Origin of the sequence: Sphingomonas sp. DG1-23, assembly GCF_030730875.1 — a bacterium.
GTDB lineage: Bacteria > Pseudomonadota > Alphaproteobacteria > Sphingomonadales > Sphingomonadaceae > Sphingomonas.
In genome coordinates this window covers 76,244-95,026 of record NZ_JAVAMA010000016.1, presented here as the reverse complement: position 1 = coordinate 95,026, position 18,783 = coordinate 76,244, and the positions used below count along the sequence as shown (strand labels likewise).

At 67.3% G+C, this 18,783-nt stretch carries 18 protein-coding genes and 1 tRNA gene; 10 read left to right on the top strand and 9 right to left on the bottom strand.

What is annotated here, in order from left to right; all coding sequences use genetic code 11:
- The first annotated feature begins 74 nt into the window (after window positions 1-74).
- Entirely contained in the window at window positions 75-419 is a 345-nt protein-coding gene (gene rpoZ / locus Q9Q95_RS20785) for a DNA-directed RNA polymerase subunit omega (protein WP_306099071.1), read from the top strand.
- A 167-nt stretch (window positions 420-586) separates the two neighbouring features.
- Here the strand turns inward: rpoZ and Q9Q95_RS20780 are convergent, their stop codons facing one another.
- On the bottom strand, window positions 587-1,279 hold the full coding sequence (locus Q9Q95_RS20780) for an RlmE family RNA methyltransferase (RefSeq protein ID WP_306099070.1): 693 nt from the start codon (window positions 1,277-1,279) through the stop codon (window positions 587-589).
- Window positions 1,276-2,331, bottom strand: coding sequence for a Ppx/GppA phosphatase family protein (locus tag Q9Q95_RS20775; protein WP_306099069.1), 1,056 nt, complete (start codon window positions 2,329-2,331; stop codon window positions 1,276-1,278). The genes Q9Q95_RS20780 and Q9Q95_RS20775 overlap by 4 nt, the downstream gene beginning before the upstream one ends.
- Window positions 2,332-2,484: 153 nt before the next feature.
- On the opposite strand from Q9Q95_RS20775, the gene Q9Q95_RS20770 reads away from it, so the two are divergent.
- The 3 genes from Q9Q95_RS20770 (at window position 2,485) to Q9Q95_RS20760 (ending at window position 7,134) form a co-directional block, all read left to right on the top strand.
- Window positions 2,485-2,558 (top strand) — tRNA-Gln (locus tag Q9Q95_RS20770).
- Window positions 2,559-2,764: 206 nt separating this feature from the next.
- The gene (locus tag Q9Q95_RS20765; protein ID WP_306099068.1) at window positions 2,765-5,038 is read left to right on the top strand and encodes a VCBS repeat-containing protein; all 2,274 of its coding nucleotides are present in this window, start codon (window positions 2,765-2,767) and stop codon (window positions 5,036-5,038) included.
- 83 nt (window positions 5,039-5,121) lie between these two features.
- Complete coding sequence (locus Q9Q95_RS20760; protein WP_306099067.1) at window positions 5,122-7,134, top strand: VCBS repeat-containing protein; 2,013 nt, start codon at window positions 5,122-5,124, stop codon at window positions 7,132-7,134.
- A gap of 24 nt (window positions 7,135-7,158) precedes the next feature.
- On the opposite strand, the gene Q9Q95_RS20755 is transcribed toward Q9Q95_RS20760, so the two are convergent.
- Window positions 7,159-7,713, bottom strand: a complete 555-nt coding sequence (locus tag Q9Q95_RS20755; RefSeq protein WP_371876822.1) for a TlpA family protein disulfide reductase — start codon at window positions 7,711-7,713, stop codon at window positions 7,159-7,161.
- Between the two features lie 16 nt (window positions 7,714-7,729).
- On the opposite strand from Q9Q95_RS20755, the gene argH reads away from it, so the two are divergent.
- The 5 genes from argH to Q9Q95_RS20730 are packed head-to-tail and all read left to right on the top strand — an operon-like array spanning window position 7,730 to window position 12,325.
- Window positions 7,730-9,106, top strand: a complete 1,377-nt coding sequence (argH, locus tag Q9Q95_RS20750; protein ID WP_306099065.1) for an argininosuccinate lyase — start codon at window positions 7,730-7,732, stop codon at window positions 9,104-9,106.
- Complete coding sequence (locus Q9Q95_RS20745) at window positions 9,103-9,351, top strand: hypothetical protein (RefSeq protein WP_371876821.1); 249 nt, start codon at window positions 9,103-9,105, stop codon at window positions 9,349-9,351. Before argH ends, Q9Q95_RS20745 begins: the two co-directional genes overlap by 4 nt.
- Window positions 9,352-9,360: 9 nt before the next feature.
- Complete coding sequence (gene lysA, locus Q9Q95_RS20740; protein ID WP_306099064.1) at window positions 9,361-10,620, top strand: diaminopimelate decarboxylase; 1,260 nt, start codon at window positions 9,361-9,363, stop codon at window positions 10,618-10,620.
- On the top strand, window positions 10,617-11,375 hold the full coding sequence (locus Q9Q95_RS20735) for a bifunctional precorrin-2 dehydrogenase/sirohydrochlorin ferrochelatase (RefSeq protein ID WP_306099063.1): 759 nt from the start codon (window positions 10,617-10,619) through the stop codon (window positions 11,373-11,375). Before lysA ends, Q9Q95_RS20735 begins: the two co-directional genes overlap by 4 nt.
- Window positions 11,372-12,325 (top strand): zinc transporter ZntB, encoded by a 954-nt coding sequence (locus Q9Q95_RS20730; RefSeq protein ID WP_306099062.1) that lies wholly within the window; start codon window positions 11,372-11,374, stop codon window positions 12,323-12,325. Before Q9Q95_RS20735 ends, Q9Q95_RS20730 begins: the two co-directional genes overlap by 4 nt.
- On the opposite strand, the gene Q9Q95_RS20725 is transcribed toward Q9Q95_RS20730, so the two are convergent.
- Together Q9Q95_RS20725 and Q9Q95_RS20720 are read right to left on the bottom strand one after the other, a co-directional pair.
- Entirely contained in the window at window positions 12,322-12,903 is a 582-nt protein-coding gene (locus Q9Q95_RS20725; protein ID WP_306099061.1) for a response regulator transcription factor, read from the bottom strand. The two genes, Q9Q95_RS20730 and Q9Q95_RS20725, sit on opposite strands and share 4 nt — an antisense overlap.
- Window positions 12,904-12,977: 74 nt before the next feature.
- Window positions 12,978-13,514 carry an NADPH-dependent FMN reductase gene (locus tag Q9Q95_RS20720; RefSeq protein ID WP_306099060.1) on the bottom strand — a complete coding sequence of 179 codons (537 nt, stop codon included), beginning with the start codon at window positions 13,512-13,514 and terminating at the stop codon, window positions 12,978-12,980.
- A 99-nt stretch (window positions 13,515-13,613) separates the two neighbouring features.
- Here Q9Q95_RS20720 and Q9Q95_RS20715 point away from each other — a divergent pair, with 99 nt between their 5' ends.
- The gene (locus Q9Q95_RS20715; RefSeq protein WP_306099059.1) at window positions 13,614-14,225 is read left to right on the top strand and encodes a YbhB/YbcL family Raf kinase inhibitor-like protein; all 612 of its coding nucleotides are present in this window, start codon (window positions 13,614-13,616) and stop codon (window positions 14,223-14,225) included.
- Window positions 14,226-14,561: 336 nt separating this feature from the next.
- Here the strand turns inward: Q9Q95_RS20715 and Q9Q95_RS20710 are convergent, their stop codons facing one another.
- The 4 genes from Q9Q95_RS20710 to Q9Q95_RS20695 form a co-directional block, all read right to left on the bottom strand.
- Window positions 14,562-15,419 (bottom strand): SDR family oxidoreductase, encoded by an 858-nt coding sequence (locus Q9Q95_RS20710; protein ID WP_306099058.1) that lies wholly within the window; start codon window positions 15,417-15,419, stop codon window positions 14,562-14,564.
- 528 nt (window positions 15,420-15,947) lie between these two features.
- Window positions 15,948-16,979 carry a GGDEF domain-containing protein gene (locus tag Q9Q95_RS20705; protein ID WP_306099057.1) on the bottom strand — a complete coding sequence of 344 codons (1,032 nt, stop codon included), beginning with the start codon at window positions 16,977-16,979 and terminating at the stop codon, window positions 15,948-15,950.
- 135 nt (window positions 16,980-17,114) lie between these two features.
- Window positions 17,115-17,663 (bottom strand): peroxiredoxin, encoded by a 549-nt coding sequence (locus tag Q9Q95_RS20700; protein ID WP_306099056.1) that lies wholly within the window; start codon window positions 17,661-17,663, stop codon window positions 17,115-17,117.
- A gap of 28 nt (window positions 17,664-17,691) precedes the next feature.
- Window positions 17,692-18,750 carry a phospholipase A gene (locus tag Q9Q95_RS20695; protein WP_306099055.1) on the bottom strand — a complete coding sequence of 353 codons (1,059 nt, stop codon included), beginning with the start codon at window positions 18,748-18,750 and terminating at the stop codon, window positions 17,692-17,694.
- Window positions 18,751-18,783: the final 33 nt, after the last annotated feature.

Sequence of the window (18,783 nt, the reverse complement as noted above, 5' to 3'; positions counted from 1 at the left end):
GTTTTTCTTGACAATCCACGGTCCCGTGCCTATCTGCCGCCCCTCTCCCGAATACCCTATTCAAGGAAGCGTAGATGGCGCGCGTCACAGTCGAGGATTGCGTCGACAAGATCTCGAACCGGTTCGATCTGGTTCTGTTCGCAGCGCAGCGCGCGCGGCAGATCTCGGGCGGTGCCGAGCTGACGCTCGATCGCGACCGCGACAAGAACCCGGTCGTCGCGCTCCGCGAGATCGCCGAAGAGACGGTCCACCCGACCCATCTCGAGGAATCGGTGGTCGCCAGCCTCCAGCGTGTCCAGATCGACGACGAGGAAGCGCCCGACGAAGTCGGTTCGCTGGCGCAGTCGGCCGAGGCGCTCCGCCTCACCGCCGCCGCGCCGCCGCGCAACCAGAATCTGGGTGCCGACTACGAAGGCTGAACCTTCGAGGCGATGAAAATCAGCAAGCGGCTCCGGAGCGATCCGGGGCCGTTTTCGTTTGCGCGATCCGTTCGGCCTGAGCCTGTCCAAGGCCGTTTCTCCGCGAGGGAAGTGCCCCTTGGGCAACAGCCGCCCTTCGACAGGCTCAGGGCGAACGGGATGCGCTGTCAGTCCTGACCTTGGTCCGCAGGCTCTTTCGCGCGCCCCTTGAAGCCCTGCGCCACCACGAACCATTCGACCGAACCCTTCCGGCTGGCGGGCGGCTTGGCGTGCTTCACGGTGGTGAAATTGCGCTTCATCTCGGCGATCAGCGCCGAATCGGCGCCGCCGGCGAACACCTTGGCGACGAAAGCGCCGCCCGGCGCGAGCGTGCGCAGCGCGAAGTCGAGCGCCGCCTCGACCAGGCCGAGCGTACGCAGCGCGTCGGTCTGCGGATGGCCCACGGTGTTGGCGGCCATGTCCGACAGGATCAGATCGGGCGCGCCGCCGAGTGCCTCGATCAGGCGGTCGGGGGCGGCGTCGTCCATGAAATCCATCTGCAGGATCGTCGCGCCGTCGATCGGATCGACCGGCAGCAGATCGATCCCCACCACCGCGGCTTTGGGCAGCCGCTTGCGCACCAGCTGGGTCCAGCCGCCCGGCGCGATGCCGAGGTCGAGGACGCGCTTCGATCCCTTGAGGAAGGCGAATTTCTCGTCGAGCTCGAGCAATTTATAGACTGCGCGGCTGCGATAGCCCTCGGCCCTGGCGCGTTTGACATAGGGATCGTTGAGCTGGCGTTCGAGCCAGCGCGTCGATTGCGCCGTCCGGCTTCGCGCCGTCTTCACGCGGGTATGGCCGCGCCCGCCGCCACGGCTCATATCGTGTCTCCGTTCATCAGGCGGCGCAAGATGCCCTCGCGGATGCCGCGGTCGGCGATCCCCAGCCGCTCGGCGGGCCAGAAATCGATGATCGTCTCGAGGATCGCGCAGCCCGCCACCACCAGATCGGCGCGCTCGGCGCCGATGCACGGCACCTGCGATCGCTCGGCCATGCTCATGCCCGCGATCCGCCGGCTGACGTCGCGCATTGCCGCGGCGGGGACGATCAGCCCGTCCACCACAGAGCGGTCATAAGCCGGCAGCCCGAGATGGACGCTCGCCAGCGTGGTGACGGTGCCCGACGTGCCGAGCAGCCGCCGCGTGCCCTTGGGCGTCCGCAGCCGGGCGACGAACGGCGCGAAGCTCTCGGAAACGCGCGCGCGCATGTCGGCATAGACTGCCGCGCCATGCGCGGCGCCGTCGGCGAGGCCCGCCGCCTCGGTGAGAGAGACCACGCCCCAGGGCGCGCTGTGCCAGTCGAGGATGCGCGGCACCGCGGCGCGCGAATCGACGAGGACCAATTCGGTCGAGCCGCCGCCGATGTCGAACACCAGAGCCGGTCCGTCGCCGGGCTCGAGCAGCGCGTGGCATCCCAGCACGGCGAGCCGCGCCTCCTCCTCGGCGGTGATGATGTCGAGCGCGATCCCGGTCTCGCGATAGACCCGCTCGATGAACTCGGCGCCGTTCGAGGCCTGGCGGCACGCCTCGGTGGCGACCGAGCGCGCCAGGGCGACGTTGCGACGCTTGAGCTTCTCCGCGCAGATCCGCAGCGCGGCGAGAGTGCGGTCGATCGCGGCGTCGGAGAGCTTGCCGGTGGTCGCCAGGCCTTCGCCCAGCCGGACGATTCGCGAGAAGGCGTCGATGACGGTGAAACCCGTTCCCTGCGGCCGGGCGATCAGCAGCCGGCAATTATTGGTGCCGAGATCGAGCGCCGCGAAATGGCGCGATTCGGGCCAGCGCGCGCGGGCCTGCCGTTCCGGCGGGGTCCTCGGTATCGGTCGGGCGGAACTCCCGCTCCGGCCACGGGGCACTCTGGCTGGGCCATCCCCCATCGCAGTCACTCACTTATATTCTGTTCCGTCTCGGCCACATGCGGCCGTCCGGTGCTTGGCCGCGAGGCTAGCGCAGCGGCGCGGGCGGAGCAAGGCGGGGTCGAGAAGACGCGTTGACAGCGCCGGGATGCCGCCCTATTTCGCCGGCCCTGTTGCCCCGTCGTCTAAAGGTAAGACTACGGACTCTGACTCCGTCAATTGAGGTTCGAATCCTCACGGGGCATCCAGCTTTCGAACCAGAATCCTCGCCCGGCGTTTCCTCGCCGGGCCGCGGTGGCGCGCTCGATTCCAATTTTGGGACGGGCGGCCCCGGAATCATCTTCGAAAGATTTACCTCCTGACATCAGGTCGTTGCGGGCGAATGCGCAGATGCGGTACTGCCACGCCGAAGTGCCCGCCGCTCGTGACGGCACACGATTTGCCGGAGGATTGCATGGCGCGGCTGCTCGATATCGTCCGGACGGGTCCGCTCAACGTGCAGCACAAGCTGCTCGGCTTCACGGTGACCTTCTCCGAGCCCGTCACCGGCCTCGGCATCGATGATTTCATCCTCCGCGCGACGGGAAACATCGCGGGCGCCTCGGTGACCGGCATCACCGCGGTGCCCGGCACCGGGGGCGCATCCTATCGCGTGACGGTGCAGGCCGGCGTCGGCGCCGGCACCCTCTCGCTGGGCGTCGCCGGCGAGGTTCGGGATCTGACCGGCAACGACGCCTTCGTGCCCGCCTTCGAGCCCGGCATCTTCCGCGCCGTCTCGAACACCAACTACCAGTCGCAGCAACTGGCCGTCGGCGACTTCGATCAGGACGGCAAGCTCGACATGCTCGTGTCTTCCGTGCCCGTATCCGAACCCTATCGCGGGCAGGTGTCGTTTCTGAAGGGCAGGGGAGACGGCGCGTTCGAGGCGCCCGTCAACATCATCACCAGCAACACCACGGGAACCCAGATCGCCGTCGGCGACATGAACGGCGACGGGCGTCCCGATCTCGCCGTGCAGGGCATTATCAATTTCAATCCGGGGGGCAGCCCGAGCGACACCTATCTGAAAATTCTGCTCGGCAACGGCGACGGCACCTTCACGTCGATCAGCCAGACCACGGCCATGGCGGTTTCGAACACATTGCTGACGCTGCGCGACGTCGGCAATGACGGCAGAGCCGATCTGTTCACCGTCAGCCAGGCGAGCGGCCAGTCCAGCCTGTCGGTGCGGGTGACCGGTGCGAACGGCGTTCCCGGCGGCGAGGTTCGCTACGCGCTTCCCGCCGGGGGAAGCAAAGAGCTCGCCATCGCCGACGTGAACGGCGACGGGAAGCTCGATGCGATCGTGGGGACGCCGGGGGGATATTCGATACTCCTCGGCAATGCCGGCGGCACCTTTCAGGCTGCGCTCAATACCAGTCTCCCGAATAGCGTGCGCGCGCTCGCGAGCGGGGACTTCAACGGCGATGGCGAGATCGACCTTGCCATTGCGACCTATGACGGGGCGAGCTTCGTCAGTGCGCTGACGATCCTGCAAGGCAATGGCGACGGCACCTTTCAGCAATCGCAGGCTCTGGCATCGCGCTTCGTGACCTCGATCGCGGTCGCGGACCTGAACGGGGATGGTGCGCTCGACATCATGACCGCCGGCAATTCGGGCGCTTCGATGTTCATCAACAACGGCGCCGCCTTCCAGCCGCGCACGGATTTCGCCGGATCCAGCTTCAGCGTGATCGCGACCGGCGACTTCGACAATAGCGGCACGCCGGACATTGCGGCGACGGCCCATGTCAACGCTGCGGGCGTGGCGATCCATCTTCAGGATAGCGCCGGCTATCGCCTGACCGTGGACAAGGATTTCAACGGCGACGGACGCAGCGACATCCTCCGGCGCAACGCCGGCGGCACCACCGACATCATGGAAATGAACGGCGTCACCCGGATCGGCGGCGGCAATACCGTTTCGCAGGCGCCCAACGCGTGGAAGATCCAGGACACCGGCGACTTCAACGCCGACGGCAAGGCCGACATCCTGTGGCGCAACGATTCGGGGGCATTCTCGATCTGGATGCAGAACGGCACGCAGGACGTGAAACAGACCGGCGGCAATGTCGCCACCGTCTGGAAGGTCGAGGACGTCGCGGACTTTGACGGCGACGGCACCAGCGACGTGCTTTGGCGCCACGACGACGGCACCAGCTATATCTGGTTCATGCACGACGGCACGGCCGCCACCAGCGGCAATACCAGCTCGCAGACCGGCAATAACTGGAAGGTCGAGGCCGCGGCCGATTTCGACGGCGACGGCAAGGGCGACATCCTGTGGCGCAAGGATGACGGGACCACCCATCTCTGGTTGATGGATGGCGCCCAGGCGAAGTCGGGCAGCGGCAACACCGCATCGCAGCTCGACCTGAACTGGAAGATACAGGAGACCGGCGACTTCAACGGCGACGGCGCGACCGACATCCTCTGGCGTCACACCGACGGCACCACCCGGATCTGGCTGATGGACGGCAAGACCCAGATCGGCGGCGGCAACACCGCCTCGCAGGCCGGGAATGTCTGGCAGATCGAAGCGACCGGCGACTATAATGGCGACGGCAAGGCCGACATCCTCTGGCGCCACGCCGACGGATCGAGCTTCATCTGGTTGATGAACGGGACCACCGACATCGGCGGCGGCTATACCGACCCCCAGATTGCGCCAGACTGGCAGATTTTCTGACCCCGGGACCGCGCTCGGGTTCATCTCCGCGGCGCGGCGCCCCGAACTACCTCACCAACTTTTGCAACATGGGAAAAATGACAATGGCCGGCGCGACACGCATACCTGCTTTCGACGATCCGATCTTCCGAGCCGTGCAGCCGGGCGGCAGCGAGGCTTCCTCCCAGCGGCTGGCCGTCGCCGATTTCGATCAGGACGGCAATCTCGACATGCTCGTCGCGCATGTGGCCAGTGTCGGATCCTATACGGGCCAGGTGGCGTTCCTCAGGGGCAAGGGGGACGGATCCTTCGAGGCACCGGCCAACATCATCTCCGGCAACACCGTCGGCACCCAGATCGCTGTCGGCGACGTCAATGGCGACGGGCTCCTCGACCTCGCGGTGCAGGGCGTTCTCAATTTCAGCTCGGACGGGGCGCCGAGCAATACGTATCTCAAGGTCCTTCTCGGTAATGGCAGCGGGGCCTTCACGGAGATCAGTCAGAGGACGACCTACAAGACCTCGCAATCCGCCCTCACGCTTCGGGACGTCAACGATGATGGTCGGTCGGACATCGTTGCTCTCAGCGCGGTGACCACGCCCAATTCGACCGTTCAGCACAGCCTCGTCGTGCGGCTGGCCGACATGGATGGCCTTTACCCGGAGGCGCGCTATTACTTGCTGCCCGGCCGCGGCAACGGGCTCGTGGTCGGCGACGTCAACGGCGACGGCAAATCCGACACGGTCGTGGCGACCGCCATGGGCTATTCGGTACTGCTCGGCGATGGCGAGGGCAGTTTCCAGGCGCCGATCAACACCGTGATCTCGGGCGGGGTTTCGACGATCGCGGCGGGGGACTTCAACGGCGACGGCAAGATCGATCTGGCTATCGGCAAATCGACCGCCGGCCTGTCGATCCTGCTCGGCAATGGCAATGGCGGGTTCCAGCAGTCGCAGAATCTCGCCACCCCGGCTGCCCCGACCTCGATCCAGGCTGCGGACCTCAATGGCGACGGCAGGCTCGACCTCGTCACCACCAGCAATTCCGGCCCCTCGATGTTCGTCAACAACGGCGCTGCCTTCCAGCCGCACGCCGATTTCCTGCTGCCGATCAACAGCGCGGTCGCGATCGGCGATTTCGACAATAATGGCGGGCTCGACATGGCCGCCACGACCCATACGCCCGACAAGGGGGTGTTGGTCTATCTGCAGGACGGCGTCACCAGCCGCTACGCCGTTTCCGACGATTTCGACGGCGACGGGCGCAGCGACATCCTGCGCCGCCATATCAACGGCACGACCGACATCATGCTGATGCAGACCCTGGACAAGGCCGGCGGCGGGAACACCGCCTCGCAGACCTCCAATGCGTGGAAGATCCAGGACACCGGCGACTTCAACGGCGACGGGCGCAGCGACATTTTCTGGCGCACCGATTCGGGCGCCTTCGCGATCTGGATGCTCGACGGCACCCAGGACGTGGCGCATCGCAGCGGCAATGTCCGGACCGTGTGGAAGATGCAGGACGTCGCCGATTTCAACGGCGACGGCACCAGCGACGTGCTTTGGCGCCACGACGACGGCACCAGCTATATCTGGTTCATGAACAATGGCGTCGCGGTCTCCAGCGGCAACACCAGTTCGCAGACCGGCAGCAACTGGCAGGTGCAGGCGGCCGCCGATTTCGACGGTGACGGAAAGGGCGACATCCTGTGGCGCAAGGCCGACGGAACCACGCACATCTGGTTCATGGACGGCTATCAGGCGAAATCGAGCAGCGGCAACACCGCATCGCAACTCGATCTGAACTGGAAGTTCGAGGATGCCGCCGACTTCAACGGCGACGGCAAAGCCGACATCCTGTGGCGCCACACCGACGGCACCACCCGGATCTGGCTGATGGACGGCAAGACCCAGATCGGCGGCGGCAACACCGCCTCGCAGACGGGCAACGCGTGGCAGTTCGAAAAGACCGGCGACTATAATGGCGACGGCAAGGCCGACATCCTGTGGCGGCATAGCGACGGGTCGACCTATGTCTGGCTGATGGACGGGACCGACGAGCTCGGCAGCGGCTATGTCAATCCGCCGATCGCGTCGGACTGGCATATCATCTAGGCCAACCGGCCGCCAAGGGCCGGCTCAGCGCGCCTCGGCGATCAGCGTCGCCGCGGCCGCGCCGGCCCAATCGGTATCGCCCTGCCGGCGCCAGACCTCGCGCCCGTTCGAATCGTAGAGGATCGTCGCCGGCAGGTTGACGCCCAGCCGGGTGCCGAAGGCGAGATCGGTATCGATATAGGGCTGGAGCTTGCGGAACTTCGCCTTCGCGAAGAACGGCGCGACCTTTGCCGGCTCGAAATCCTGGCTGACGGTCACCACCTGAAGCCGCTCCCCTTCGCGCGCCGCCAGCGCGTCGAGCGTCGGCATCTCCTTGACGCAGGGCGCGCACCACGTCGCCCACAGGTTGAGCAGCACCGGCTTGCCGCGGAAATCGGCGAGGGTCTTCTGCGCACCCTTGGCGTCGGTGAATGCGATCGCCGGCGCGGCCTCGCCCTTGTGGCTGCGATCGAGCTTGTCGGTCGCCACCGGAGCCGCCGCAGCGACATTCGCGGCCTCGGCTTGCTGCTGGGGCCCGGATTGCCTATCGCAGCCGCCGATCAGGCCTGCGAGAAGGAGAAGCGCGATCGTCGAGCGCAAGCATAGCTCCAATGCCATGTGGGGTGGGCGCTTCGCCGAAGGGCCCTCTGCCGTCATGCGGGAGATAAACGCGTCGATTCCGTTCGACAAGCGAATGTGGCGGCAGGATCTGCGCGGGTCGCAGGCGCATGTCGCGATGCTGGGCGAGCAGGGCATCGTCTCGTCCGAGGATGCCGCGCGCATCGCCGAGGGGCTGGCGCAGGTCGCCGCCGAGTTCGAGGCCGAGGGCGTCCCCGACGATCTCGCGCTCGAGGATATCCATATGCTCGCCGAGGCGCGGCTGTCCGATCGCATCGGGCCCTCGGCGGGCCGGCTCCACACCGCGCGCTCGCGCAACGATCAGGTCGCGACCGATTTCCGCCTCTGGGTCCGCGACGCGGTGGATCAGGCCGAGGCGGCGCTCGCCGGGCTGCAGGACGCGCTGCTGGCGCGGGCCGAAGAGCATGCCGCCAGCGTGATGCCCGGCTTCACCCATCTCCAGAGCGCCCAACCGGTGACGCTCGGCCATCACCTGATGGCCTATTTCGAGATGATCGGGCGCGATCGTTCGCGACTGCGCGACGCCCGGGCGCGGATGAACCTGTGCCCGCTCGGTTCGGCCGCGCTCGCCGGCACCGGCTTCCCGCTCGATCGCGACGCCACCGCCGCGGCGCTCGGCTTCGACGGGCCGACGCGCAACTCGCTCGATTCGGTTTCGGATCGCGACTTCGCGCTCGAATATCTCACCGCCGCGGCGCAGTGCAGCCTCCACCTCAGCCGGCTGGCCGAGGAATTCGTGATCTGGGCGAGCCAGCCTTTCGGCTTCGTCAGCCTCTCCGATCAATGGTCGACCGGCAGCTCGATCATGCCGCAGAAGCGCAACCCCGACGCCGCCGAGCTGGTCCGCGGCCATTCGGGGCGGATCACCGGCGCGCTGGTGTCGCTGATGATGACGATGAAAGGGCTGCCGCTGGCCTATTCGAAGGACATGCAGGACGACAAGCCGCCGGTGTTCGAGGCGCACGACCTGCTGGGCCTGTGCATCGCCGCGATGACCGGGATGGTCGACAGCGCGACCTTTCGCACCGATCGGATGCGCGCCGCCGCCGAGACGGGCTTCTCTACCGCGACCGATCTCGCCGACTGGCTGGTCCGCGAGGCCGGGGTGCCGTTCCGCGAGGCGCATCACATCACCGGCCGCGCCGTCGCGGCGGCCGAGGGGCAGGGCATCCGGCTCGATCAGTTATCGCTCGATGCACTCAAGGAAATCGACGCGCGGATCGACGATCGCGTATATGACGTGCTCAGCGTCGATGCTTCGGTGAACAGCCGGACGAGTTTCGGCGGGACTGCGCCGGTGCGGGTACGTGCGGCGATCGCTGCGGCCCGTCGGGCACGCGAGGAGGAAGGATGATGATGCGCGGGCTGCTGTTGCTGCTCACCGCTTCGCTGGCATTGGCCGGCTGCGGCGCGCGCGAAGGCCTCAAACCGGCGGAAGGCGCGTCGCTGCCCCCCGCGCCGTATGGCGCGACTGCGACCCCCACGCCCGAGGATCTGCTCAAGCCGCCGGTGCAGACGCGCCCGGCGCGCAGCGACGACCTCATCGAAAGCACGGACAGAAGGCGCACCGACAAGTTCGACTTGCCGCCTCCCAACTGACGGAATCCCATGGACCATTTCAATTTGATCGACGGCGAACTGCACGTCGAGAACGTGCCGCTCGCGCGGATCGCCGCGGCAGTCGGCACCCCCGTTTACGTCTATTCGGCCGCAACCTTCCAGCGCCACGCCCGCGCCTTTCGCGACGGTCTCGCCGGGATCGCGCGCAAGCATCTCGCCTTCGCGGTCAAGGCCAACCCCAATCTCGCGGTGCTCCGCCTGCTCGCCAATGAAGGGTTCGGCGCCGACGTCGTCTCCGGCGGCGAGCTGGCGCGCGCGCTCGCGGCGGGAATGGCGGCGAAGGACGTAGTGTTCTCGGGCGTCGGCAAGACCCGCGCTGAGCTCGAACAGGCGCTCGACCTCGGCATCGGCCAGTTCAATCTCGAATTGGTCGAGGAAGGCGAGGTGCTTGCGGAGATCGCCGCGGCGCGCGGCCTGCGCGCCCCCGCCACCCTGCGGGTCAACCCCGATGTCGACGCCGGCACCCATGAGAAGATCTCCACCGGCCGTGCCGAGAACAAGTTCGGGCTGCCGATCGACGAGGCGCCCGCGATCTTCGATCGGCTCGCGCCTTTGCCCGGGCTGAACCTGCGCGGCATCGCCGTCCATATCGGCAGCCAGCTCCAGAGCCTCGCCCCGCTCGAGCGCGCGTTCGAACGGCTCGGCGCGCTCGTCGCCGATCTCCGCGCCGCCGGCCACACGATCACCCATGTCGATCTCGGTGGCGGGCTCGGCGTGCGCTATCGCGATGGCGACGCTCCGCCCTCGCCGGCGGAATTCGGCGAGATGGTCGCGCGCGTCACTCGTGACTGGGACGTCGAATTGATGTTCGAGCCCGGCCGGGTGATCTCGGCCAATGCCGGCGTGCTGCTCACCGAAGTGCTGTGGGTCAAGCCGGGCGCGGTCAATCCGTGGGTCATCGTCGATGCCGCGATGAACGATCTCGCCCGCGTCGCGCTCTACGATGCGTGGCATGATTTCGAGGCGGTGCGGCCGAGCGGCGAGACGTTCGTCGCCAACGTTGCCGGCCCCGTCTGCGAAAGCAGCGACGTCTTCGCCAAGGCGCGCACGATCGACAGGGTCAAGTCGGGCGACCTCGCGATCCTGCGCAGCGCCGGCGCCTATGGCGCGACGATGGCGAGCACCTATAACAGCCGCCCGCTGGTCCCCGAAGTGCTCGTCTCGGGCGACCGGTTCGAAGTGGTCGCGGGCCGCATCTCCGCCGAGGCGATCATGGCCGAGGAACATGTCCCGGACTGGCTGAAATGAGCCTCGCCGCCCTGCCGATCTTCGTGAAGCTGGCGGGGCGGCCGGTCATCCTGATCGGCGAAGGCGAGGCCGCGAACGCCAAGCGCCGCCTGCTCGAACGCGCCGGCGCCCGCATCGTCGACGAAAGCGGCGAAGCGGCGCTGGCGATCGTCGCGATCGAGGATCCCGCGCCGATCGTGGCGCGGCTGCGCGCGCGCGGCATTCTGGTCAACGCAGTCGACCGGGCCGATCTCTGCGATTTCACCTTGCCGGCGATCGTCGACCGTGATCCGGTGCTGGTTGCGATCGGCACCGGCGGGGTTTCGGCGGGGCTCGCAGCAGCTTTGCGCCAGCGGCTCGAGGCGGTGCTGCCCGCCTCGCTCGGCGGACTGGCGCGCGCGCTGGCGGCGGCGCGGCCGGCGATGCGAAGCCGCTGGGCGGATTCCGGCGCGCGGCGTCGCGCGCTGGGTGCCGCGCTTGCCGGCCCGCTCGATCCGCTCGCCGATCATCCCGCCGGCGCCGTCGAACGCTGGCTGCAGGATGGCGGCGCGCCGACGGCTATTTTGCTGCGGTTCAGCCTGACCTCGCCCGATCCCGACGATCTGACCTTGCGGCAGGCGCGCGCGCTTGCGCAGGCCGATCGCGTCTTCCATCGTGCCGACGTGCCCGCGTCCCTTCTCGATCGCGCCCGCGCCGATGCCGTGCGGATCGCCTGTGACGCCGTTCCGGCCGCGCCGGAGGCCGGGCTGTCGGTCTATCTCGAGATGGGCGCTTGAGCGGCTTCGCTTATGTCGTGCAGGGCGGACAGGTCGAATCGCCGACGCTCAAACAGGCGCTCGGGGTCCGCGCCGACCTCGTCTGGATCCACCTCACCACCAATGACGAGCGCGCCAAGGCGTGGCTCGGCGGCGAGGCGCAGCTTTCGCCCTATGTCATCGAGGCGCTGACCGCCGCCGAAACGCGCCCGCGCTGCGATTCGGTCGGGGCGGGCGCGGTGATCAACTTGCGCGGCCTCTCGTCCGAGGCGCTTGCCGCGTCCGATCCGCTCGCCTCGATCCGCATCTATGCGCTCGGCGGCTGCGTCTTCTCGGTCACCCGCAAGACCCTGAATGCGCTCCACCCGGTTCGCGAGCTGGTCGCGGCGGGCAAGATCCTCGATCCCGGCGATCTGATCGCGGCGCTGGCCCAGGCGATCACCGAAGAGCTCGACCCCGTCGTCGCCGATCTCGGCGATTCGCTCGACGATTGCGAAGAGCAGATCGCCACGGGCCACGCCTTCGACCTGCGCCGCATGGTCAATCGCACCCGCAGCCAGGCGATCGGCTTTCGCCGCTTCCTCAATCCCCAGCGCGCCGCGCTCGAGAAATTGGCGGCGATTCCGGGCGATTGGCTCGGCGACGACGACCGGCTCCATCTCGCCGCCGCGGCGGACCGGGCGGCGCGGATGGCCGAAGAGCTCGAGAGCATCCGCGAGCGTGCCGCGCTGACCCATGAGACGCTCACCGATCTGCGCGCCGAGCAGATCGACCAGCGCTCGCTGATCATCGCGGTCGTCGCGATGGTGTTCCTGCCGCTGACCTTCATCACCGGGCTGCTCGGCATGAACGTCGCCGGCATCCCCTTCGCGCACGAGCCCTGGGCGTTCTGGGGCGTGTTCTGGCTCTGCGTGGCGATGGCGGTGGTGATCGCGGCCTATTTCATCCGCCGGCACTGGTTCGAGCGTTAGGCGGCGTTCCGCCGGCTGGCGATTTCGTCGCTCAGCTGCGAGATCGCGCCGAGCAGGCGGATTCGGTCGGCGCGCGCGGCGGCGAGTTCGGCTTGCGCCTCGCCCAATTCGATCGCGCGCGCGGCGATCCGTGCGTCGAGCGCGAGATTGGAGCGCTTGAGTTCCTCGATCCGGCCGGCGCGGGCGAGCGTGCGTTCGATCCGCGCGGCGAGAATATCGAAAGCGGCAGGCTTGGCGAGCCAGTCGTCGGCGCCCGCGGCAAAGGCCTCGACCGCGCAATCGCGTTCGCTCAGCACGATCACCGGCAGATCGGCGGTGTCGCGCGCGCCGCGGATCTCGCTTAGCATGTGCATCGCGCCGGTCTCGGAAAGCGCATCGACCAGCACCAGATCGAATCCGCGCGCAGAGACGAGTTCGAGCGCCTGGCAGGCCGAATCGCTGAGCACGACGAGATAGCCGAGATTGCCCAGCCGCTGGGCGATCTCGTTCAGGCTCGCCCGGCAGCTGCCCGCCGCAAGCACGGTGCGTACCGCCTTGCGCCGCGCGCCGACAATCGCATGGCCCGAAGCCTGAATCATTCGCGTGTGGAACCCCCCGGTTTCAAACGCCGATGCTAACGCTCAAGCCGTCACGAAAGCGTTAAACATAAAGATCAGCGGCGCAGGAAATCGAAGATCTGGTCGATCATGATCGCCATTTGCGGCTGGCATCTGGCAATCGCGTCGCCCGATTCGGCGGTATTGATCGCCAGCCCCATCGGGGTGGGCCAGCCGCGGAGCGAATGGGTGATCGTGCGCAGCGCCTGCAGCGTCGATACCGCCGCCTGCCAGCCGGCGGCAGTGGCGATCAGCCCGACGGGCAGCCCGTCCAGATAGACGCGTTCGTCGGCGCGGAGTTGCTCGACATAATCGAGCGCGGTCTTGACCAGCCCCGACAGCGTGCCGTGATAGCCGGGCGAGCCGACGATCACGGCGTCGGCGCTGCGCAGCGCCTCCAGATAGCGCCCGATCGTCGCATTGCCCTCGGCGTTGCCGGGCTCGTAATGCGGAAAGGCGATGGCGTCGCCGGTCAGCAGGGTGGTGCGCGCGCCCTTTGCCGCGGCGATGTCCAATGCAGTCGCGAGCAGCCGTCCGGTCACGGACTCGGCTCGCAGCGTTCCGCCCAGGGCGACGATATGGGGTGCGCTCATGCTGCTTGCGCTAGCTCAAAGGGGCTGGCCGCGCCAGCATCGCCGGATAGCTGTGGCGGGTTCGAACGTTGGTGCGTTCCGAATGCACGGGAGAGGGTGATGCTCGAACATGTTCCGCATTGGCTCGGCAGCGCGCTCAAGGGCGTCCGCGCCGGTGCCGACAAATTGGTGATCGCCCAGCCGGGGCTCGGATCGTTCGCGGCGCTGCGGCTGGCCAGCCCGGCCTTCGCCGATGGCGCGCGGCTGCCCGAGCGTTTCACCGCCGATGGCGAGGGCGTGTCGCCGCCTTTATATTGGACGGAAGTCCCCGAAGGCACCGAACGGCTCGCCTTGATCGTCGAGGATCCCGACGCGCCCGCGCCCCAACCGCTGGTCCATGCGCTGGTCTGGGATTTGCCGCCCGAAGGTGCGCTGGTGGAAGGCGCGATCCGCGCCGACGGCCATGGCGGTGCCGACGGCAGCGACGTCGGACGCAATTCCTATCTCGCCGAAGGCTGGTTGCCGCCCGATCCGCCCACCGGCCACGGGCAGCATCATTATGCGTTCCAGCTGTTCGCGCTGGGAGCCGGCCCCGATGTCGGCGAAACCCCCGGCCGCAGTGCGATCGTCAAGGCGATGGCCGGACGCGTGCTCGCCGCGGGCCTGCTCACCGGCACCTATTCGCGCGGCGAGGAAGCGCCCATCGGCCCGGTCGCGGGGGTGGTGGCTTAGGGGCTGCACGCCACTATGATCATTCGGAGACCGATTTTCTTCAAACTCTGATTTGATCAGAAAATCGAGCTGTCCGGGATCCACCGTGCGGCAAGCCTCAGCGGTGGAGACGGATCGCGGGCTCAAGGCTCTTCCGACGTAAAATCTGCGGTTTCCGGGAAAGCCTGGTCCGGGATGACGGCACCTGCCCTCCGCCCTTGCAATATAGGATTTGGCCTGATTGGGTAGAGCAGCCGGGCGCTGTCCGGCCGCTCTTTGACATCGTCCCGCACGCGAAAGAAAGTTGCGCAATCAAACGCGTTTCGGTGAACTTGGTCAATTTAGGCCGGTATCGGCTCAGCCATTGACGATCGTCCCGCCGTTCGGGTGCAGCACCTGCCCCGACATGTAGCTGGCGTCCTCGCAGGCGAGGAACAGGAAGCTGGGGGCGACTTCGTTGGGCTGGCCCGGCCGGCCCATCGGCGTGTTTTCGCCGAACGTCTCGAGCTTTTCGGGGCTCGCGCCGCCCATCGGATTGAGCGGAGTCCAGATCGGCCCGGGCGCGACCGCGTTCACGCGGATGCCCTTCTCGATCAGATTCTCGGAAAGGCTGCGGGTGAAGGCAGTGATCGCGCCCTTGGTGCTCGAATAATCGAGCAGTTCCTTCGAGCCCTGATACATCGTGACCGAGGTGCAGTTCACGATCGCGGCGCCCTGCTTCAGATGCGGGATCGCCGCCTGGGTGAGGAAGAACATCCCGAAAATGTTGGTCTGGAAGGTGCGCTTGAGCTGCGCCTCGGTGATGTCGGTGATGTCCTTGTCGGGGTGCTGCTCGCCGGCATTGTTGACCAATATGTCGATGCGGCCGAACTTCTCGATCACCTGGGCGATCGCCTGATCGCAAAACGCCTTGTCGCCCACATCGCCGGCGATGGTCAGCGCCTCGCGGCCTTCGGCGCGCACCGCGTCGGCGGTCATCGCGGCGTCGTCATGCTCGCACAGGTACAGGATGGCGACGTGGGCGCCTTCGCGCGCATAGAGCGCGGCGACGGCGCGGCCGATGCCGCTGTCGGCGCCGGTGATCACCGCGACCTTGTCTGTCAGCCGGCCGGAGCCGGGATAGCGGGGTTCCCAATCGGGCTTGGGCTCGAGCGCGCTCTCATGCCCGGGGAGCGCGTCCTCGTGGATCATCTCGATCGTGTCGGTATCGCTCATCGGCGTGGCTCCGTGGAAGAGGTTGCCGAGAGAACCGGTGCGGAACGCCGGAGGTTCCGCGCTATCGGGGCCGCCGCGGGGCGGCGAGGCAGGGTTCAGCCGAAAAGAGCCGAACCCTGCGCCGTGATTGCGACGATCATCGTCGCGGTGAGGCCGAACGAGGCCAGTCCGAGCAGGGCGCTGCGAACCATGGTGAGCTTCTCCTTGTCCTGATTCCGGGTCATGCGATCGGCAGGACGGGCGTGGAATAAGCGACGAACGCGGCAGTGAAGAGCACGGCACCGAGAACCGAAAGGACCTGGTGGAACGAAGAAAGACGCGCAGTCATTGAAATTACTCCCTGGTGAGATCGGCCGGCCGGACCATCCGGCGGCTGATGCCAAACATAATAGCAGGGAGCGTGCCAATTGCGCTAAGTAGCTGAAAATATTGAAATCAGCACGGAAGCGTCAAAGGATATTGGGAAATCGCACACTAAGGTTGGCGTAAATTCCCAATCAAAAGCGGACACGGCGTGTCCGATTCCGGTCAATCGACGTGGAGCCGGTTCCGGCCCGCGGTCTTGGCGGCGTAGAGCAGCCGGTCCGCCCGGTGGAAGACCGTCGACAGCCCGTCGCCGGGAAGCGCCGCCGAAATGCCCGCCGAGAACGTGATCTCGCCGAGCGGCGCGTCGCTCTCGCGAAGCTTGTAGCGCTTGGTCGCCACCTTCATGCGCGCGGCATCGAGGATATTGCGCGCCGTGCCGAGGTCGACGCCGGTGAACAGCACTGCGAATTCCTCGCCGCCATAGCGGGCGACGAGATGCCCCGAGCAGGTCTGGCTGAGCGCCTCGGCGATCGCCTTGAGGACGCGGTCGCCGACGGCATGACCGAAGCGGTCGTTGACCGACTTGAAGTGATCGACGTCGCAGACCGCGACGCAGATCGGCGCGCCTGCCGCCGCCTGCGCGGTATAGGCTTCCTCGAGTGCGCGCCGGTTGGGCAGATCGGTGAGCGGGTCGCGCCGGGCGTTGTCGCGCGCTTCCTCGAGCTCGCGGCGCAGGTCGCTCGCTTCGCGCGTCGCCGATTCGAGCCGCGCCTCGGCGCTGCGGACGCGGTCGAGCATCGCGCTGGTCAGCCGCGCGACTTCGCCGATCATCGGCGCGCCGCCGGCGTCGGTCGAGCGCGAGATCGCTTCCGCGCTGGCGGCGAGATCGCGGCCGAAGCCCTCGGTCTCGGCGCGCATCGCGGTCACCATGTCCTGAAAGCCCTCGACCTGCATCTGGGTCCGGGCGACGAGACCGTCGGTCTTCTCCTTGGCGGCCTTGTTGGCGGGGCTCGGCGGGGCTTCGCAGCCCAGGGTCTCGATGTCGCGCTGGGTCAGGCGGACGCCGCCGTCGGTCAGCGCATGGACCGCGCGTGCCAGCGGCCCGTCCGGATCGGCGAGCAGATGATAGGCAAAGGCGTAATTGCCGGGATCGGCGTCGAGACGCTGATCGACCAGGAAGTCGCCGATTCGGTCGTAAAGGCGGCGCGACGAATCGCTTTCATGTGCCGCCCGGACGGCCCTTGCGCCGGCCATAGGCTCTAACCCCTGCTCTCAAGTTGCGGACGATCTCGCGGTCCCGCCCGCATTTTTTCTTGAGCCGCGGTTTAGCGCCGAACTGCTAACATACGGTGAGCGAAAGCTTTCCCAGAGATGAAGGCCGGGCTCCGGTCAGCCCCTTCTTCCCGCCTTGAGCTTGCGCACCGCCTCGAGCGTCATCTTGATGTGGCTGCCCGGATTCATGTCGGTATGCGCGAGGACGATATGGCCGTTGGATGCGATCACATAGCTGGTGCGGCTGGTGATCGTCGTCGCGGTGCCGTCGGGTTTCTTGAGCAGTACGTCATAGCCCTTGATCACTGCCGGGCTGGCCGCGGCGACGGCGAACTTGCCCGCGCAATGCTCGCTCGAGAAAGCGATGAGCTTGTCGACATTGCCTGCGGTCATGCCGATCACCGTCGCGCCGGCCGCAGTGAAATCGGGAAGCGCCGCGGCAAAGGCCGCCGCCTCGACATTGCACCCGCCGGTAAATGCGGCGGGGAAGAAATAGAGAACGACCGGACCCTTCTTGAGCGCGGCCTTGAGGTTCACATTGTACGGCTTGCCCGCCATTGCGCCCGCCGCAGTGAAACCGGGCGCCACCGCGCCGGGGGCGAGCGCCGCCTCGACCGGCAGCGACAGCGGCAGGAGCAGGGCAGCGAGGAGAAGCTTGGTCCGCATGGCATCACTCCGTTGGTCCCGGCCGGCCTTATCGCGTCAGCGCGATGCCGATCCGTGCATGGGTCTGGTTGCGTCGATAGTCGTCGAGCGCTTCACCATAGCCGGTAAAGGCCTGCCCGAAGAGATAGAATCCGATGCCCCCGCCGATCGGCGCGAGCGGGTAGGAGGCGAACAGCTCGGCGCCGCCGCGCGCGGTGTCGAAATTGCCGCGACCGGTGACTGCGATCTTGAGCCCGTCCTTCTGGCGGATCGCCGCGCTGAGCCCGGTATAGCCGAAATACCGCTTCACGTCGGGCGCGGTGCCGAGCTTGCCGACATAGAACCACGCCTGCGGCGCGACATCGAGGTGCCAGTCGCCGCCGAGATCGAAGCTCTTCTCGGCGCGGGCGAAGATGCGGTTGAGATCGACCGAATCGAGCGCGCCGCGCCCGTTCGAATCGTGCCGCCAGCCGAGCGCTACCTTCATGGTCTCGTCGAGCGGAATGTCGGCATAGACTTCGGGCGAATAATTGGTCGAGCGGAACGGCCCCGAGGGCTCGCGCAACGCCCAGAACATCGTCTGGGTATAAGCGAAGCGCAGATTGCCGAGCTTGAGCGGGGCATCCTCGGCAAAGGGCCGGAAGGCGAAGCTGAGCTGCAGCTTGCCGCCGGCATCGCCGGTGCCGAACACACCGTATATCGGCTCGTGCGGCGCGAAGCGATCGACGAACGCCGACGACGAGCCGGTCGAACTCTGCATCACCGTCTCCTCGCCGGGAATGACCGCGGCCGGATGCCGTGCCGAGGGCGGCACCGCGGCCTGCGCGACGCTCACCGGCACGTAGCGCGCCTTGGCGAAGCCGCCCGGCGCGATCGTCGCGACAGGGCCGGGAACGCGCTCGAGCACGAGGCGGGTGCCGTCGACGGCAGTGACTTCAATCTGGCGCGGGCCGGCATCGGCGATCGGGGCCGCGCTTTCGTTGACGAGGAACACTTCGACGCCGCGCAGCGCCTCGACTTCGGAGGCGGGCTGGGCCGGCACTGCGCGCAGCTGCGCGGCGGCCGGGGTGGCGGCGGAAAGGCCCAGAGCAAGCAGGAAAAGGCGCATCGGCGAAACGACTGGCAGCGCTTTGTGACCTTG